The sequence below is a fragment of the Nonomuraea sp. NPDC051191 genome (assembly GCF_044455665.1).
Taxonomy (GTDB): Bacteria; Actinomycetota; Actinomycetes; order Streptosporangiales; family Streptosporangiaceae; genus Nonomuraea.
The window spans coordinates 1-16,537 of sequence record NZ_JBITEZ010000006.1 but is presented as its reverse complement, the minus strand read 5'-3'; the positions used below and the strand labels follow the sequence as shown (position 1 = coordinate 16,537).

Annotated in this window: 13 protein-coding genes; 8 read left to right on the top strand and 5 right to left on the bottom strand. The window is 72.4% G+C overall.

Annotated elements, in window-relative coordinates:
* Positions 1 to 12: 12 nt before the first annotated feature.
* Entirely contained in the window at positions 13 to 1,230 is a 1,218-nt protein-coding gene (locus ACIA8R_RS18015) for an acyltransferase family protein (protein ID WP_397039270.1), read from the bottom strand.
* A 26-nt stretch (positions 1,231 to 1,256) separates the two neighbouring features.
* Positions 1,257 to 2,072, bottom strand: coding sequence for an SGNH/GDSL hydrolase family protein (locus ACIA8R_RS18010; protein ID WP_397039268.1), 816 nt, complete (start codon positions 2,070 to 2,072; stop codon positions 1,257 to 1,259).
* Between the two features lie 403 nt (positions 2,073 to 2,475).
* Between ACIA8R_RS18010 and ACIA8R_RS18005 the strand changes: the two genes are divergently transcribed.
* From ACIA8R_RS18005 to ACIA8R_RS17980, 6 genes are all read left to right on the top strand, one after another.
* Positions 2,476 to 4,554 carry a hydantoinase/oxoprolinase family protein gene (locus ACIA8R_RS18005; protein WP_397039267.1) on the top strand — a complete coding sequence of 693 codons (2,079 nt, stop codon included), beginning with the start codon at positions 2,476 to 2,478 and terminating at the stop codon, positions 4,552 to 4,554.
* Positions 4,551 to 6,266 carry a hydantoinase B/oxoprolinase family protein gene (locus ACIA8R_RS18000; RefSeq protein ID WP_397039265.1) on the top strand — a complete coding sequence of 572 codons (1,716 nt, stop codon included), beginning with the start codon at positions 4,551 to 4,553 and terminating at the stop codon, positions 6,264 to 6,266. The genes ACIA8R_RS18005 and ACIA8R_RS18000 overlap by 4 nt, the downstream gene beginning before the upstream one ends.
* 39 nt (positions 6,267 to 6,305) lie before the next feature.
* The gene (locus ACIA8R_RS17995; RefSeq protein WP_397039264.1) at positions 6,306 to 7,634 is read left to right on the top strand and encodes an MFS transporter; all 1,329 of its coding nucleotides are present in this window, start codon (positions 6,306 to 6,308) and stop codon (positions 7,632 to 7,634) included.
* Positions 7,631 to 8,815 carry a glycine C-acetyltransferase gene (locus ACIA8R_RS17990; protein ID WP_397039262.1) on the top strand — a complete coding sequence of 395 codons (1,185 nt, stop codon included), beginning with the start codon at positions 7,631 to 7,633 and terminating at the stop codon, positions 8,813 to 8,815. The genes ACIA8R_RS17995 and ACIA8R_RS17990 overlap by 4 nt, the downstream gene beginning before the upstream one ends.
* On the top strand, positions 8,812 to 9,603 hold the full coding sequence (locus ACIA8R_RS17985; RefSeq protein ID WP_364103019.1) for an SDR family NAD(P)-dependent oxidoreductase: 792 nt from the start codon (positions 8,812 to 8,814) through the stop codon (positions 9,601 to 9,603). Before ACIA8R_RS17990 ends, ACIA8R_RS17985 begins: the two co-directional genes overlap by 4 nt.
* Before the next feature lie 75 nt (positions 9,604 to 9,678).
* Positions 9,679 to 11,172, top strand: a complete 1,494-nt coding sequence (locus tag ACIA8R_RS17980) for a CoA-acylating methylmalonate-semialdehyde dehydrogenase (RefSeq protein WP_397039821.1) — start codon at positions 9,679 to 9,681, stop codon at positions 11,170 to 11,172.
* A gap of 43 nt (positions 11,173 to 11,215) precedes the next feature.
* Here ACIA8R_RS17980 and ACIA8R_RS17975 read toward each other — a convergent pair whose 3' ends face one another.
* A complete protein-coding gene (locus tag ACIA8R_RS17975) occupies positions 11,216 to 11,986 on the bottom strand; it encodes a GntR family transcriptional regulator (RefSeq protein ID WP_364103016.1) in 771 nt (256 codons plus the stop codon).
* A gap of 107 nt (positions 11,987 to 12,093) precedes the next feature.
* On the opposite strand from ACIA8R_RS17975, the gene ACIA8R_RS17970 reads away from it, so the two are divergent.
* Positions 12,094 to 13,266 (top strand): pyridoxal phosphate-dependent aminotransferase, encoded by a 1,173-nt coding sequence (locus ACIA8R_RS17970; protein ID WP_397039260.1) that lies wholly within the window; start codon positions 12,094 to 12,096, stop codon positions 13,264 to 13,266.
* Between the two features lie 5 nt (positions 13,267 to 13,271).
* Here the strand turns inward: ACIA8R_RS17970 and ACIA8R_RS17965 are convergent, their stop codons facing one another.
* On the bottom strand, positions 13,272 to 13,691 hold the full coding sequence (locus ACIA8R_RS17965) for an ATP-binding protein (protein WP_397039259.1): 420 nt from the start codon (positions 13,689 to 13,691) through the stop codon (positions 13,272 to 13,274).
* 313 nt (positions 13,692 to 14,004) lie between these two features.
* Here ACIA8R_RS17965 and ACIA8R_RS17960 point away from each other — a divergent pair, with 313 nt between their 5' ends.
* A complete protein-coding gene (locus tag ACIA8R_RS17960) occupies positions 14,005 to 15,960 on the top strand; it encodes an endo-1,3-alpha-glucanase family glycosylhydrolase (RefSeq protein WP_397039257.1) in 1,956 nt (651 codons plus the stop codon).
* 51 nt (positions 15,961 to 16,011) lie between these two features.
* Here ACIA8R_RS17960 and ACIA8R_RS17955 read toward each other — a convergent pair whose 3' ends face one another.
* Positions 16,012 to 16,149 carry a hypothetical protein gene (locus tag ACIA8R_RS17955; RefSeq protein WP_397039256.1) on the bottom strand — a complete coding sequence of 46 codons (138 nt, stop codon included), beginning with the start codon at positions 16,147 to 16,149 and terminating at the stop codon, positions 16,012 to 16,014.
* Between the last annotated feature and the right edge of the window lie 388 nt (positions 16,150 to 16,537).

The window sequence follows — 16,537 nt, the reverse complement described above, 5'->3', positions numbered from 1 at the left end:
CCGCGCGTGTCGTCATGGTGAGCCCAGCCGGCTCACGTCGACGGTGCCCGCTCCCGGACTCGGCTGAGGAATCGCCACCCAGGTGCCCACGGCCACGGTGATCGCGACGGCCAGCGCGGCCAGCCCCGGGCGGCCGGTCGCCCATCGGGCCCGCGACCGTACCGGGTCCTCCACCAGCAGCTTCGACAGTATCGCAGCCAGCAGCGACAGCCCGATCGCCAGAGCGTCGCGCCCCCAACCCCCCACCCCGAGCACCTTCTGGGGCAACAGCAGAAATATCGGCCAATGCCACAGGTACAGGCTGTAGGAGACCTCGCCCAGCCGGCGCGGCAGGACGGCGCCGACGGCCCGCCCCACGAGCCCGCCGGGCACGGCGGCCAGCAGCGCGATCAGCACGGCCGAGGCCAGCGAATGCGCGAACATCCCGCCCTGGAACAGGCCGGGGGCCTTCTCGCCCGCGGTCAGCGTCCAGGAGAGCACCAGGCCGCCCAGCAGGACCGCGCACACCGCGTCCGCAGCCGCCCTGGGCACGCGTCCGGCCAGGTCCCGTGCGGGTGCGGTCGCCGCGACCGCGCCCAGCAGCAGCGAGAACGCACGTGTGTCGGTGCCCTCGTAGGCGCGGGTGGTGTCCACGGCGTCGCCGTACCTGACCATCAGGACGAGCGAGACCAGCGCCCCGACCGCTGCGACGGCGGCGACCCGCCGATGCCCGCCGGCGCCCCCGCGCCCCACGGCCAGCACGACCAGCGGCCAGAGCAGGTAGAACTGCCACTCGACGCCGATGCTCCACAGGTGCGCGAACAGGCGGGTACCGGCGGCGTTCCAGTAGCCGATCTGCTCGGCGATGTAGTGCCAGTTGGCGGCCTGGGCCGCCGACCACGGCGCGTCCTGCAACACCGCCCGCAGCATCGGTGGCGTGGCGAACGCCCAGGCCAGCAGCAGCGTCGCCACGCCCACGAAGGCCAGGGCGGGCAGCAGCCGCCGCGCCCGGCGCGCCCAGAAACCGGGCAGGTCCAGGCGGCCGCTCCGGTCGAGCTCGGCCAGCAGCAGCCCGGTAATCAGGAAGCCGGACAGCACGAAGAACAGGTCCACACCGAGGAACCCGCCGGACAGGTATCCGGCGTGGAACAGCAGTACTGCCGCGACGGCCAGGCCGCGCAGCCCGTCCAGCGGCCCGATGTGCGCACGCCCCGGGCTCTGCCGCCGATGGGTCCCGGCGAAAGAAAGCATGTCAACGACTCCCGTCCGGGTGGGGATCAGGCGCAGCCCAGCTTGGAGAAGCGCTCGTCGCCGACCCACGAGCCGTTGGCCCACGCCTCGGGCGCGGCAGGGGTGAAGCCGAGCTGCTCGCCCAGCTTGCCGGTGAACCATTTGGCGAACGCGGCCGAGCCCTGCTGGCAGGAGTGGATGCCGTCCTTGGAGCGCTGCGCCTTGGACGCCGACGCGTCGGTGCCCCACAGCTCGGAGGCGTCCAGGAACTGCGCTTTGCCGTCCTGGGCGGCCTGCCGGGCGGTCTCGGGGGCGCTCTTGATCGCCGAGGCGTACTGCTTGTAGAAGTCGTCCAGCTTGAACGGCGGCGCCGAGACGATCACCAGCTCCCCACCCGCCTTCTGGACGGTGGCCGCGAGTTTCCGGTAGGCGGCGAGTTGCTGCTGCCGGGTTCCCCAGTCGTAGGTGGTGATCTGGTAGGCGACGACGTCGGGCTTGAACTCGGCGAGGTTCTTGCCCAGTTGCTGCCAGGTGTCCTTGGCGCCCATCTTCGTCACCGGGTGCTCACCGGCGACGACGTTGCCGCCACCGCTGGAGGTAGCGTTCTTGAACGCCACGCCGCCGGCCTTCAACGCCGCGCCCAGCGCAGGGGCCTCGGCTCCGGCGATGGAGTCGCCGAGCCACAGAACCTTCTTCCCGGTCGATTCGGACGTGCCGGAGGTCGCCGCCGTGGTCCTGGCATCGTTGCCGCCGCCGACACCGTCGCCGCAGGCGGCGAGGGTGGCGCTCAGGCTTACCGCGGTCAGGGCCAGTGCGGTTCTCTTGATCGGACGGCGTCGCGCAGGAAGGCTGTTGTTGTGCATGACTTCACCCAACCAGCGGAAAACTCCTGGTCAGTGTGGTCGTCATCAAACCATCACACAATGGTGGAACTCCGGTCATCAACCGGTTGGCGTCGCCCCCGAAGATCTCCAGCGACGATGTGCTTCTCGGGGGCTCACGAGCGCAGGCCCGCGACGAGCAGCCCGACCAGGCGGCGGGCGTCGTAGCGGGGGTCGGCCTCGGCCTCGATGCACAGGTTGCGCACGCCGCGTATGAGCTCGAAGGCGTCCAGATCGGGACGGACTGTGGCTGCGCGAGCCGTCCGAGCGGGTGCACGAGGCGTAGTCATATCACCTGACTTGATAAAAATGACAACGGACCATTGCTGATATCTTAGCTCGCTCGTACTGTGATCCCAGTCGCTCGTTGAACGAAGGAGATCCAGTGCCCCCCAGTCACGATCCTCGACCGGCCGGCTGGCGAGTCGGCGCCGACATCGGTGGCACCTTCACCGATGTCATCGCGCTGGGCCCGGGCGGCGAGGTCGTACCGATGAAGGTCCTCTCCACCCCGCCCGACTACGGCGCCGGCGTGGTGGCGGCGACCACCGGCGTGCTCTCCCTGGCCGGGGCCCGCCCGGCGGACGTGGTCGCCATGCTGCACGGCACGACCGTGGCCACCAACGCGATCCTGTCGATGAGCGGCGTCCGCACGGCGGTGGTCACCACCCGCGGCTTCCGCGACGTGCTGGAGATCGGGCGGCTGCGCCGGCCGGTGCTCTACGACCTGTCCTGGTCCAAGCCCCAGCCCCTGGCCCGACGCCGGCACCGGTACGAACTCGGCCAGCGGATCACCGCCGACGCACGCCTCGACCCGCCCGCCGCCGAGGACGAGGTCCGCACGCTGGCCGCACGCCTGCGCGCCGACGGGATCGAAGCGGTGGCCGTGTGCCTGCTCAACTCCTACGTCCGTCCCGACGAGGAGCGGCGGGTCGCCGACCTACTGCGGGCCGAACTGCCCGGCGTGTACGTCACGGCCTCGGTCGACGTCTCGCCGCAGCCGCACGAGTTCGAGCGCATGAGCACCGCGACGGTCAACGCCTACGTCGGCCCCACCGTGCACGGCTACCTCACCCGCCTGGAGGCGGGGTTGCAGGCCGAGCAGGTGAGCGCGCCCCTGCTGGTCATGCAGTCCAGCGGCGGGCTGCTCGACGCGGCCTCCGTCGCGCGGCGGCCGGTGCAGATCATCGAGTCCGGCCCCGCGGCCGGCGTCACCGCCGTGCAGAAGCTCGCCCAGCTGATCGGCCTGTCCACGGTGGTGGCGTTCGACATGGGAGGGACCACGGCGAAGGCGTCCCTGATCGAGCACGGCGAACCGTTCGTCTCGGCCGACTACGAGGTCGGCGGCGGCATGAACGTCGCCCGCGGCCTCAGCTCCGGCGCCGGGTACCCGGTGCGGGCGCCGTCGATCGACATCGCCGAGGTCGGCTCCGGGGGCGGCAGCATCATCTCCGTCGACGCGGCGGGCGCGCTCCACGTGGGGCCCGTCAGCGCGGGCTCGCGTCCCGGCCCCGCCTGCTACGGCCAGGGCGGCGAGCTGCCGACCCTGACCGACGCCAACGTGACGCTCGGCTACCTCAGCCCGGACGCGCTCGCCGGCGGCCGCGTGGCGATCCACCCGCAGCTCGCCGTGAAGGCCCTGTCGCCGGTGGCCGAGCGGCTCGGCGACGACGTGGCGGGCGCCGCGCGCGGCGCGTACCAGGTGGCGGTGTCGAGCATGACGACCGCGGTCAAGGCGGTGACCAGCGAACGGGGCCGTGACCCGCGCGAGGCCACCATGGTCGCCTTCGGCGGCGCGGGCCCGCTCTACGCCGCCGCCCTGGCCCGCGAGCTGGGCATCTCGACCGTCATCGTGCCCGTGCATCCGGGCCTGTTCAGCAGTCTGGGCCTGCTCGTGGCCGACACCGAACGCCAGGAGCTCACCCCGTACCGGCCCGGGTTCGCAGACGTGGGCGCGCTCGCCGACGAGTTCGCCCGGCTGTCCGCCCAGGTGCGCGCGGAGCTGGGCGCGGACGCCGTCGTGGACCGGCTCCTGGACATGCGCTACCGCGGCCAGCGGTTCGAGCTGCGCATCCGGGTGCCCGACGGCGAGTTCACCGAGGACCTGCTCGCCGAGACGCGGGCCCGCTTCCACGCCGAGCACCGGCGCACCTACGGCCGGGCCGGCACGGACGAGCTGGTGGAGCTGGTCAACCTCCGGGTACGCGGCCGGCTCCCCACTCCGGTGTCCATCGCCGACGTGCTGAGCCTCCCGCTCGCCGCCGCAGACGAGCCCACCACCCGCGAGTGCCGGTTCGCCGAGACCGTGACGACGCTCGTCGTGGGACGGTCCGACCTCGGCCCCGACCCGGTCGAGGGACCGATGGTCATCGAGGACATGGACGCCACCACCCTCGTCCCGCCGGGCGCGCTGGTGCACCGCGACCGGCTCAACAACATCGTCATCACCTGGAGCGCCTCATGATCCGCGACGCCGTGACCTTCGAGGTCTTCCGCAACGCCGTCACCGGGATCGCCGACGAGATGGCGATCACGATCCTGCGCACCGCGCACTCGCAGCTCGTCGCGTCCAGCATGGACTTCTCCGCCGCTCTGTGCGACGCCCGCGGCCGGGTGATCGCCCAGGCCAACACCCTGCCGGTGCACCTGGGCTCCATCCCGGACGCGATGGAGGCGATCCTCGACGAGTTCGGCGACCGGATCCGCCCGGGAGACGTCTACCTGCTCAACGACCCGTCCCTGGGCGGCATGCACCTGCCCGACATCTTCGCGGTCGCCCCGGTGTTCACCGGGGACACCCTCCTGGGCTTCGCGGTCACGGTCGTCAACCACACCGACGTCGGCGGCTGGGCGGCCGGGTCGATGGCCGTGCAGTCGACGAGCATCTTCGCCGAAGGGGTGCAGATCCCGCCGTCCTGCCTGGTCGAGGCCGGGACCGTGAACGAGACGTTCCTACGGCTGATCCTGCGCAACGTCCGCGAACCCGAGCTGCTGCGCGGCGACCTGGAATCCCAGCTCGCGGCCTGCCACACGGGGGCCGAAGGGCTGCGCGCCCTCGCGGCGCGGCACGGCGTCGAACGGCTCGCCACCCTCGTCGACGAGCTGCTCGACTACTCCGAGACCCTGCTGCGCGCCGCGCTCGCCGAGGCCGTCCCCGGCGCCTACGAGTTCCTCGACCACATCGACGACGACGGCCTCGGCTCCGGGCCGATCCCGATCCGCGTGAAGGTCACGCTGTCCGGGGTCGGGATCGAGCTCGACTTCACCGGCTCCTCGCCGCAGGTCGGCTCCGCGCTCAACGCGACGGCCTCCTTCACCCGTTCCGCCGCCTACGCCGCCCTGCAGGGGGTGCTCGCCTCCGACATCCCGGCCAACAGCGGCTTCTACCGGCCGTTCACCTTCGTCATCCCGCGGGCCTCCATCCTCGATGGGCAGCGGCCGTCCGCGCGCGGCGCCCGCGGGCTGGTCGGCTTCCGGATCATCGACGCGGTGCTCGGGGCGCTCGCCCCGGTGTTCCCCGCCCGGGTTCCGGCCGCCGGGGAAGGCGGGCCGGACGGGATCGCGATCGGCCTCGTCGGCCCGGACGGGGAGTCCATGGTGCTGTGGGACCCCCTGGCCGGGGCGTGGGGCGCCCGTCCCGACCGCGACGGCGTGGACGGCATCAGCTCCCTGGGCGCGAACCTGACCAACACGCCGGTCGAGGAGCTGGAACGCTCCGGCCACATCCGCATCGACGGTTACGGCTACCTGCCCGACAGCGGCGGCGCGGGCCGCTGGCGCGGCGGCCTGGCGACCTTCCGCGACATGACGCTCCTGGCGCCCGAGGCCAGGGTGCAGATCAGGTCCGACCGGCGCACGTTCCTGCCGTACGGGCTGGCCGGCGGCGCGCAGGGCACCCCCTCGCTGAACGTGCTCGACCCCGGCGGGCCCGAGGAACGCCTGCTGGAGTCCAAGCCGCACTTCGTGATGACCGCCGGAACCCGCCACCGGCACGTGACCGCCGGCGGCGGCGGGCACGGCCACCCCTTCGAACGCCTCCCGGACCTGGTCCTCGAAGACGTCCTCGACGGCAAGGTCACCCGCGAGGGAGCCGAACGCGACTACGGCGTCGTGATCTCCGCGGACGGCGTGATCGACGCGGACGCCACAGCCGGCCTGCGACGCCACGCGCGCTGAAGGCCGCCTCCCCACCCCCCGGATCGATTGGAACCCCCCATGAGCACGAACGTCGCACCCCCTGCGAGCACCGTCCCACCCGGCACCTGGCGCAAGGTGGGCATCCGGATCATGCCGCTGGTCGGCCTCGCCTACGTGGCGAGCTACATCGACCGCGCCAACGTCGGCTACATCGCCGCCCCCATGTCCCGCGACATGGGCCTCGACAGCAGCCAGATCGGCCTCGCCGCCGGGCTGTTCTTCATCGGCTACGTGCTGTTCGAGGTGCCGAGCAACATGATGCTCAGCCGGTTCGGCGCGCGGAAATGGATCGCCCGGATCATGATCACGTGGGGTCTGGTCACGGCGGCGACCTCGGCCGTGAGCTCCCCGGCCGCGCTGTTCGTCGCGCGGCTCCTGCTCGGGTTCGCCGAAGCGGGCCTGGCCGCCGGGATCCTGCTCTACCTGACGTTCTGGTTCCCGCGCCGCCAGCGTTCCTGGGCGTTGTCGACGTTCATCCTGATGATCCCGCTGTCCTCGATCATCGGCTCTCCGCTGGCCGCCGCGCTGCTGGAGTGGGGGCAGGGCGTGTTCGGCATCGCGGGCTGGCGGGCGCTGTTCCTCGTCGAGGGCGTCCTGACGGTCGTCGTCAGCGTGCTGATCTTCGTCTTCCTGCCCGACCGGCCGGCCGACGCGCGCTGGCTCGACGACGAGGAGAAGGCCGCCATCGGCCACATCCTGGCCGCCGAGGCCGCCGAACAGCGTGCCCACGGAGCGCTCACCGGGCTGCGCCAGGCGCTGACCAGCGGCCGGGTCTGGGCGATGGCCGTGACGTGGTTCGCGATCGCGTTCGGGCTCTATCCGCTGCAGTTCTTCCTGCCCACGATGATCAAGTCCATCACGCGGAGCGTCGGTCAGTCCGCCGACGTCAGCAGCGTGCTGCTGTCCGCGATCCCCTACGTGGTGGCCGCGCTCGCCCTCCTCGTCTGGGCCCGCGTCGCCGCCCGCCTGACGGCGGTGACGGCCACGGCCGTGCCGATGGCCCTCGGCGCGGTGGGGCTGGTCCTGGCGACCTTCACCAGCAGCGGCACGCTGTTCGTGCTCGCCGTCTGCCTGAGCGTCGCCGGGATCATCACCGCGATGCCGCAGTTCTGGCGCATCCCGGCGATCGGCCTGACCGAGGCGGCCGCCGCCTCCGGCATCGCGCTGATCAACTCGGTCAGCAACGTCAGCGGATTCGTCGGTCCCTACTTCACCGGGTCCATCGCGTCGGCGACGGGCAGCTTCACGTACGCGCTGCTGGCCATCGCGATCATCATGGCCGCCGGGCTGGCCGTCCTGCTCACCGTGGGACGCCGGATGGAGCGGCTGGACGGGGGCCTGTCGTGAACGCCGCGCTGCTGGAGCGCCTCCGGACCGAGCTGGACGAACGCCGGGTGACCACCGGGCTGCGCCGCGACCTCGTGGTCTCCGGCGCCCAGGGCCCGACGCTCGACGTGGGCGGCGAGCGGCTGGTGAACCTCGCCTCCAACGACTACCTCGGCCTCGCCGGCGACCCGGAGGTCCTCGACGCGGCCCGGCAGGCGCTGCGCGAGACGGGCCTCGGGGTGGCGGCGGGACGGGTGCTCTGCGGCACCCGGGCGGTCCACGGCGAGCTGGAGGCGCGCATCGCCGAGCTGGTCGGCGCCGAGGACGCCGTGCTCCACCACTCGTGCTTCGACGCGAACCTCGGCCTCTTCGACGCCCTGGTCGGCCCGCAGGACGTCGTCCTCAGCGACGCGCTCAACCACGCCAGTCTGATCGACGGCATCCGCCTCACCCGCGCCCGCCGGCACGTCTACCCCCACGCCGACCTCGACGAACTCGAACGCCTCCTCACCGCGTCCGCCGACGCGCGCCACCGGCTCATCGTCACCGACGGCGTCTTCAGCATGGACGGCGACCTCGCCGCGCTGCCCCGGCTCGCCGAACTGGCCGAGCGCCACGACGCGGTGCTCGTGGTCGACGACTCGCACGCCACGGGCGTCCTGGGCGCGACCGGCGCCGGCACCGCCGAGCACTTCGGCCTGCGGGGCCGCGTCGACGTGGTGACGGGGACGCTCGGCAAGGCGCTGGGCGGCGGGGCGGGAGGCTTCGTCGCCGGCGACCGCGCGGTGGTCGAGACGTTGCGCCAGCTCTCGCGGCCCTACATCTTCACCAATGCCATGGCCCCCGCGCTGGCCGTGGCCGCGCTGACGGCGATCCGCGTCGCACGAAGGCGTCCCGACCTGCGGGCACGCCTGGCCGCCAACACCGCCTGGCTGCGCGGGACGTTGCGCGATCTCGGCTACGAGGTGCCGCCGGGGGAGCACGCCATCATCCCCGTGATGCTGCGCGGCGGCACGCTCGCCGCCGACGTGGCGGCGGCGCTGCGCCGCGACGGCGTCCTGGTCTTCGCGCTCTCCCATCCGGTCGTCCCGGCGGGCGAGGAGCGCATCCGGGTGCAGGTGTCGGCCTCGCACACGGCCGGCCAGCTCGAACGGGCGGCCGCCGCGTTCGGCCGCGCGCGTGCCGTCCTGGCGGGGTCATGAGCGCCGCGGGGTTGCGGGCGCCGACCAGCGCCGACGGCCGCGAACTGGCGGGCCGGGTCGCGGTCGTGACCGGCGGGGCGAGCGGCATGGGCCTCGCGGCGGCGCACGCGCTGGCCCGCCGCGGCGCGACCGTCGCGGTGTTCGACCTCGCCGCGCCCGCCCCCGGCGAGCTGGCGTCGACGCTGGAGGTGCCGGCCGACCGCGTCCGGTCGGCCGCCGTGGACGTCACGGACGACGACCAGGTCCGGCGTGCGTTCGCCGCGCTGCTGGCGGAGCGGTCGCGGCTGGACATCCTGGTCAACGCCGCGGGCGTCGCGCCGGCGACCGCGTTCGAGGACATCACCCCGGCCGAGTGGGAACGGGTGCTCGCGGTCAACGTGCTCGGGACGTTCCTGTGCTGCCGGCAGGCGCTGCCCGCGATGCGGGGCCGAGGCTGGGGCCGGATCGTCACCTTCTCCTCCACCGCCGGCAAGACCGTGAGCACCGCGGGCGGCGCGCACTACACGACGGCCAAGCACGGCGTCCTCGGGCTCACCCGGCACCTGGCGAAGGACTACGGCGGAGACGGGATCACCGTGAACGCCGTCTGCCCCGGGCTCATCGACACCCCGATGGCACGCGCCCTGCTGCCCGAAGGGGCGCTCGAACAGGCCACCCGGTCCTTCCCGGTGCCCCGCGTCGGGCAGCCCTGGGAGGTCGCCGAGCTCGTCGCGTTCCTCGCCTCGGACCGCGCGGCGTACATCACCGGGGCGGCCATCGACATCAACGGCGGCGACCTGATCGTCTGACGCGGCGCCGCCGACCACCCGCAACCCGCACTTCCACGAGAAGGTGAACTTTCTGTGAGCACAGGGACAGTCAGGATGATCCAGCACCGGATCGGCGGCCGAGAGACCGCCGGAGAGTCGGTCCGCACCGCCCCGGTGTGGAACCCCGCGACCGGCGAGCGTCAGGCCGACGTGCTGCTGGCCGAGCCCGCCGACGTCGATGCCGCGGTGCGGGCGGCGCGGGCCGCCCTGCCGGGCTGGGCCGACACCTCCGTCATGCGGCGGTCGCGGTTGATGTTCGCCTTCCGCAACCTGGTCGAGAAGCACCTCGACGACCTCGCGCGGCTGGTCTCGGCCGAGCACGGCAAGGTCCTCGACGACGCCAGGGGCGAGCTCGTCCGCGGCCTGGAGGTGATCGACTTCGCCTGCGGGATCCCGCAGCTGCTCAAGGGGGAGTACTCCGACCAGGTCTCGACCGACGTCGACCTCTTCTCGTTCCGGCAGCCGCTCGGCGTCTGCGCCGGGATCACGCCGTTCAACTTCCCCGCGATGGTCCCGCTGTGGATGCATCCGATCGCGATCGCGACCGGCAACACGTTCGTGCTCAAGCCCTCCGAACGCGACCCGTCGACCGCCAACCTCGTCGCCGCCCTCTACGCCGAGGCCGGTCTGCCCGACGGGGTCTTCAACGTCGTCCACGGCGACAAGGTGGCGGTCGACGCGATCCTCGACCACCCGGACGTCGCCGCGGTGTCGTTCGTCGGCTCGACGCCGGTCGCGCGGTACGTCCACGAGCGCGCGACCGCCGGCGGCAAGCGCGTGCAGGCGCTCGGCGGCGCCAAGAACCACGCCGTCGTGCTGCCGGACGCCGACCTCGACCACGCCGCCGACCATCTGGTCGCGGCCGCGTACGGCTCGGCGGGCCAGCGCTGCATGGCCGTCTCGGTCGCCGTCGCGGTGGGCGACGTGGCCGAGCCGCTCGTCGAGCTGCTGCGCGAGAAGGCGCAGGCGATCAAGGTGGGGCCGGGACTGGACGCCGGGTCCGAGATGGGCCCGGTCGTGTCGGCGGAGGCGCTCGAACGGATCAGGGGCTACATCGGCTCCGGCGTCGCCGCGGGCGCCGACCTAGTGCTCGACGGGCGCGCGCTCGACATCGGCGGCGACGGCTTCTTCGTCGGCCCGACGCTGTTCGACCACGTCACACCCGACATGGACGTCTACCGCGACGAGATCTTCGGCCCCGTGCTCGTCGTCGTGCGCGTCGGCTCGCTCGCGGAGGCGATCGACCTGATCAACACCGGCAACCTGGCCAACGGCACGGCGATCTTCACCACGAGCGGCCACGCGGCCCGCCTGTTCCAGCGATCCGTGCAGGTCGGGATGATCGGCGTCAACGTGCCGATCCCGGTGCCCATGGCGTTCCACTCGTTCGGCGGCTGGAAGCAGTCGCTGTTCGGCGCCCACCACATGCACGGCCCGGAGGGCGTCGCGTTCTACACGCGGGCCAAGGCCGTCACCACCCGCTGGCCGGAGGACAGGGAGGACGGCCCGCGCACCCGCGGCGACCTCTCCTTCCCCACGGCGGTCTGACCTGGCGATACGGGCCCCCGACCAGCCCGGGGGCCCGTACGGGCTAGGCCGGTGGGCGCGCGGCGGGCAGCTCGATGTGCGCCCTGCTCACGGACGTGCTCTTCGCCAGAACCTGGAGCAGGTCCCGGCGCACGCGTTCGCACCGGGCGCGCATCGCCTCACGGGCGGTGTCCGCGTCGCGCGCGCGCAGCCCCTCGAAGACGGCCGCCAGCTCTCCGGGCGGGCTGGCGATGCCGGGATCGATCAACGCGGCCATCCGCAGCACCCGTTCCAGCTCGTCGAGCACGTCGACGATCGACTTGCCGAGACGGGGGTTGCCGCTGAAGTTGGCGATGATGCCCTCGAACTCGATGCCGGCCTGGAGCGACTCCTCCTGCTCCACCTCGCCCGCCGCGAGCGCCATGGGCACCTGCGACAGCGCCTCGAGCCGTTCGAGCGCGGGCGCCGTGACGCCGAGACGCGCCGCGGAGGCGGCCGCCTCGCCGGACAGCAGCGTGCGCAGGGCGCACAGGGCGTCGGTGTCCTGGAGCGTGATCGGGCTGACGACGTAGCCCGCGCGCGGGAGCGCGGTCACGAGCCCGTCGCGCCTCAACCGGGCGAGTGCCTCGCGCACCGGGGTCTTGCTGATGCGCCACTGCTCGGCGAGCGACGTCTCGGTGAAGCTGCTGCCAGGCGGGAGCGTCAGGTCGATGATCTGGCGTCTGATCGCCCGATAGGCCTGGCCTGTGCGGTCGAGGCCGGTCTCGTCCCTGCCGACCAGCAGCAGCGCGGGGATGTGCGGCGTTCCGCTGACCACGCCATGGATGTCGGACATCACGTCAGGATATCAACTCGGAGTGTTGATACAGCAGCTCGTCCGACATGTCATGAGAAGAGATATTAATTCTTGTTGCTGATATCTCAATATGTCATGCTTTGTCCATGCAGCGACGCAGCTCGAATCCCTGGGTCCTTCCCGCCACGAGCGACTTCCCGGCGTTGGGTGCGATGAGCACGCGCGCCCGCGCGGACCGGCGCGCCCGCGACGGCGTGCGGATGCTCCCGCTCGCAGGCGCCCCGATCCTGCCCATGCCCGAGCACGTACGGCGTGCGGTCGCCGGAGCGATGGACCGGCCCGACCCGCGCGACACCCGCGGCCTGCCGGAACTGCGCGCCGCGATCGCCGCCGAACTGGAGCGCGAGCACGGCCTGCGCGTCGATCCCGAGCGTCGCCTGCTGATCACCCACGGGGCGATGCAGGGGCTCTCCCTCGTGCTGCGCACGGTGCTCGCCCCCGGCGACGAGGTGATCGTGCCGACCCCCACCTACTTCTTCGACGGCGCGGTCCGCGAGGCCGGCGCGACCCCCGTCCGCGTCCCGTCCCGGGAGAGCGACGGCTGGGCGCTCGACCTGGCCGGGCTGGAGGCCGCCGTCACCAGCCGCAGCCGGGCCGTGCTGCTGTGCAACCCGACCAACCCGACGGGCTACCTCCCCGACGCCGCGACCCTGGCGGCCGTGGTCGACCTGGCCGCGCGCCACGGGCTCCTGGTCGTCTCCGACGACTCGTGGCAGCACTTCGCCTACGACGGCCGCCGGTACCACCCGGTGGAGGCGTTCGCCGACCGCTGGCCGCATCTGGTGACCGTCACCAGCCTCAGCAAGTACTACGCGCTGGCGAGCTGGCGGCTCGGCTACGTCCTGGCGCCGCCGCGGATCGTCGACGCGCTCAACCGCCGCTTCGAGTGGGAGGCGGTCTGTTGCGGAGTGGTTCCGCAGCGGGCCGCGGTGGCCGCCCTCACCGGCCCGCGCGACTGGCTCGACGAGGCGCTCTCCACCTACCAGGCCAAGCGCGACCTCGTCTGCGACGGCATCGCCGCCAGCGGCCTGCCCCGGCCCGTACGGCCCACGGGCGGCGCCTTCCTGCTCACCGACTGCTCGCGCCTGGGCGACAGCCCGGCGGCCATCGACCGCGTGCTCCTGCGCAACGGCGTCGCGACGGTGCGCGGCGCCGACATGCACGCCCCCGACACCCACGTCCGCATCACGTTCGGCGCGGACGAGCGCACGCTCGGCGAGCTGGTCCACGCCCTCGGACGGGCCCGCCGGGAGTCCTGACGCGGTCAGGGCGTGGGGGCCCGGCCGGTGACGCGGGCGCGCTTCATGCGCAGGCGGACCTGGGAGGAGGCGCGCGTCTGGGTGATGAGGAACTCGTCGCAGAGCCGGCGCATCACCCACAGGCCGTAACCGCCCGGCCCCACCTGGGGACGGACGTCGGGGCAGGCGTCGGGCCGGAGGCGGCCCGCCTGGTCGTCGACGTCGACGGTGAGGAAATCGTCGTCGGTCCAGATGCGCACCCACCCGGCCCCGCCCGCGTGGTCGAGGACGTTGGTGACGGCCTCGTTGACGGCGAGCGCGAGGTCTTCGCCGCACTGGGAGGCGAGCCCGGCCTGGAGCGCGTGAAGGCGGACGAGCTCGCGCAACTCCGCGAGATCGCGGCTGATCGGCCAGCTCGCCGCAGCATCGGGGGAAGGCTCGGACATCGGTCGCTCCTACCCGAGAACACACGCCGTGTGCCCATGATGACACCGACCCGGTCGTGCGTGCAGGCCGAGCGGAGACAGACAGGGCCGGTCCATCCTGCCCGAGTCGCGGCTTCCGCGCCATGCCCGGCCGGGGAAGTGCCCCGGAACCGGCCATCGGCCTTAATCCCGGGGCGAGGGACCCGAAAATTGGCAACGTTCCAAATGGGGGATTTATCCGAAAACCCGGTCCGGTTGCCCGAGCGTGCTCCATCGTTGGCGATGCAACGCGGCTCCGCTGCGGCGGAGGCGCACCGAGAGCCAAGGGAGTTCCATGCTCAACCGATATCGGGCCCTGCCGGCCGCGGTGGCGATGCTCGCCGCGCTGGCGGGCGCGGCCGTCGCCGCGCCCGCGCAGGCGTCCGCCGTCGCACCCCTCACCGTGACGTTCGCCGCCACGGAGGACGTGTTCATCAGCCAGGCCGAGCCGGCGAAGAACTTCGCGACCGCGACCTGGGTGAGCGTCTGCGGCGCCGCGTGCGGCAGCGCCGCCGCGGGCCAGCGGGTCGGCCTGGCCCGCTTCAAGGTCACCGGCATCCCGGAGGACGCCGAGGACGTCAAGGTCACGCTGGACGTCGTCTCCGCCAGGACGACGGACACCACCGTGTCGGCCCGCCCCGTCACGGGCTCCTGGACCGAGGCCGCCACGACCTGGAACACCCGTCCCGAGTTCGGCGCCGCGGCCGTGGCCTCGCACACCGGCTTCACCGCCGGGACGACGGCCAAGCTGGACGTCTCCGCCGCGGTCAAGGGCGACGGCACGTACGCCTTCGCGCTCACCGGCACCGACTCCACCGCGACCGTGCTGATGTCCTCGCGCGAGACCGGGAACCGCGGCCCCAAGCTCACGGTCACCTACACCGAGGGAAGCGGCCGGCAGACCGACGGGCCGCTGCCGTTCGTCCTGCCGGGGACGGCGGCCCTGCGCGGCTCGGCCAAGAAGGTGTTCGCGCACTACTTCACCCCGTACCCGGTGTCGCTGGACAACCAGGCCCCGGCGAGTGACTACTACGCCAGGAACTACCTCAAGCCGGACGGCGAGAGCGGCAAGCACGCCGCCTACGGCGGACTGCTGCGCGACCGCCCGCTCGGACGCGACCCGATCAGCGGCGACTACGCGGTGGCCGACTTCAAGACCGAGGTCAAGCAGGCCGTCGCGGCCGGCCTGGACGGGTTCACCGTCGACATCCTGTCGATCACCAGCGCCCACTGGACGCGGGTGCAGAACCTGATCAAGGCGGCCGAGGCCGTGGACCCCGGGTTCAAGATCGTGCTGATGCCGGACACGAACGGCCTGGCCTCGGTGGACAGCGCCGCGTTCGCCACGGCGATGGCCAAGCTGGCCGCCTCGAAGTCGGTCTACCGGCTCGCCGACGACCGGCTGGTGGTGGCGCCGTTCAAGGCCGAGGGGCGTACCCCCGCCTGGTGGGCGGCCTGGATGAAGACGATGGAGACCGAGCACGGCGTCAAGGTGGCCCTGGTGCCCTGCTTCCTCGACTTCGGCAAGTACCGGGACGCGTTCGCCTCGATCAGCTACGGCTTCTCCAACTGGGGCAACCGCAACCCCGCCGCCAACGCCGCCCTGGGCGGCAACATCGACCGCGCCCACGGCATGGGCAAGATCTGGATGCAGCCGGTGTCGGTCCAGGATGAACGCCCCAACCAGGGCGTCTTCGACGAGGCGGGCAACACCGAGAACCTGCGGGCGACGTGGAAGGGCGCGATCGACGGCAAGGCCGACTGGGTCCAGCTCACGACCTGGAACGACTACTCGGAGAACACGCAGTTCGCGCCGTCCAGGAACGCGGGCTGGACGTACCTGGACATCAACGCCTACTACCTGACCTGCCACAAGCTCGGCTGCCCGAAGATCACGAACGACGCGGCGTACCTGACCCACCGGGTCCAGCCGGTGGCGGCCCAGCCGTCCTTCGCGCAGACCAAGCTGATGAAGCTGCGCGGCGGCAGCACCGCCGCGCGTGACACGGTCGAGGTGCTCACCATGCTGACGGCGCCGGGCAAGGTGTCGGTGACCGTCGGCGGCACGACGCAGAGCTACGACGCGCCCGCCGGTGTGTCGGCCAGGACGTTCCCGCTCAAGGCGGGGACCGCGTCGGCGACCGTCACCAGGGAGTCGGCGACGGCGGCCAAGGTGGTCTCGCCGTACCCGATCACCGCGACGCCGTACGTGCAGGACCTGCACTACCGCGCGGCCTCCAGCGAACGCTGACCGCGCCTCCGGGCCCGCGCCGACCGCGCGGGCCCGCACCCCGCTCGCCCGTCAGTCGCCGGGTCCAGCAGGGCCGGCGACGGGTGCGTAGTCCGCCCTGCCGTGACCGCCCGCGGCCACGTACGCCGCCTCGGCCGCGTAGAACCTCTCCATGACCGGCCACGCGTCGGACGTCCTCGTCATGTTCATGTGGCGAGCATCCCGCGCGTCCACCGTGGGTCGCCGGCGCCGATCGGACGTCTCAGGCGGGAATCCGGCTCGGGGAGTTGACGAGCCGACCCTGCTGTGAAACGCTGAAGGCGGCACCGAGGTTGACACTCATAGTAAGTGTGGACACTCGTTTCTCAGTTGGGTTATGCTGCTTCCTCGCGCTGCCTTTCGACGCCCCGGATTTCGATCCGGGCGTTTGGCGTGCGCGCAGTTCGATCCCGTCCGTGCCCTCCGGAAGGACAACTGTTGGCAGCCTCGCGTAGTGTTCCCGCCGCCTCCGCCGTACCCGCTGGTCCCCGTCGCGTCTCTTTCGCGCGTATCCAGGAGCCCCTCGAAGTTCCTGACCTTCTCGCCCTCCAGACCGAGT

Coding starts and splice junctions, on each gene's coding strand:
- ACIA8R_RS18015 (WP_397039270.1), bottom strand. CDS start 1,230: ATGCTTTCTTTCGCCGGGACCCATCGGCGGCAGAGCCCGGGGCGTGCG.
- ACIA8R_RS18010 (WP_397039268.1), bottom strand. CDS start 2,072: ATGCACAACAACAGCCTTCCTGCGCGACGCCGTCCGATCAAGAGAACC.
- ACIA8R_RS18000 (WP_397039265.1), top strand. CDS start 4,551: ATGATCCGCGACGCCGTGACCTTCGAGGTCTTCCGCAACGCCGTCACC.
- ACIA8R_RS17995 (WP_397039264.1), top strand. CDS start 6,306: ATGAGCACGAACGTCGCACCCCCTGCGAGCACCGTCCCACCCGGCACC.
- ACIA8R_RS17985 (WP_364103019.1), top strand. CDS start 8,812: ATGAGCGCCGCGGGGTTGCGGGCGCCGACCAGCGCCGACGGCCGCGAA.
- ACIA8R_RS17980 (WP_397039821.1), top strand. CDS start 9,679: ATGATCCAGCACCGGATCGGCGGCCGAGAGACCGCCGGAGAGTCGGTC.
- ACIA8R_RS17975 (WP_364103016.1), bottom strand. CDS start 11,986: ATGTCCGACATCCATGGCGTGGTCAGCGGAACGCCGCACATCCCCGCG.
- ACIA8R_RS17970 (WP_397039260.1), top strand. CDS start 12,094: ATGCAGCGACGCAGCTCGAATCCCTGGGTCCTTCCCGCCACGAGCGAC.
- ACIA8R_RS17965 (WP_397039259.1), bottom strand. CDS start 13,691: ATGTCCGAGCCTTCCCCCGATGCTGCGGCGAGCTGGCCGATCAGCCGC.
- ACIA8R_RS17960 (WP_397039257.1), top strand. CDS start 14,005: ATGCTCAACCGATATCGGGCCCTGCCGGCCGCGGTGGCGATGCTCGCC.
- ACIA8R_RS17955 (WP_397039256.1), bottom strand. CDS start 16,149: ATGAACATGACGAGGACGTCCGACGCGTGGCCGGTCATGGAGAGGTTC.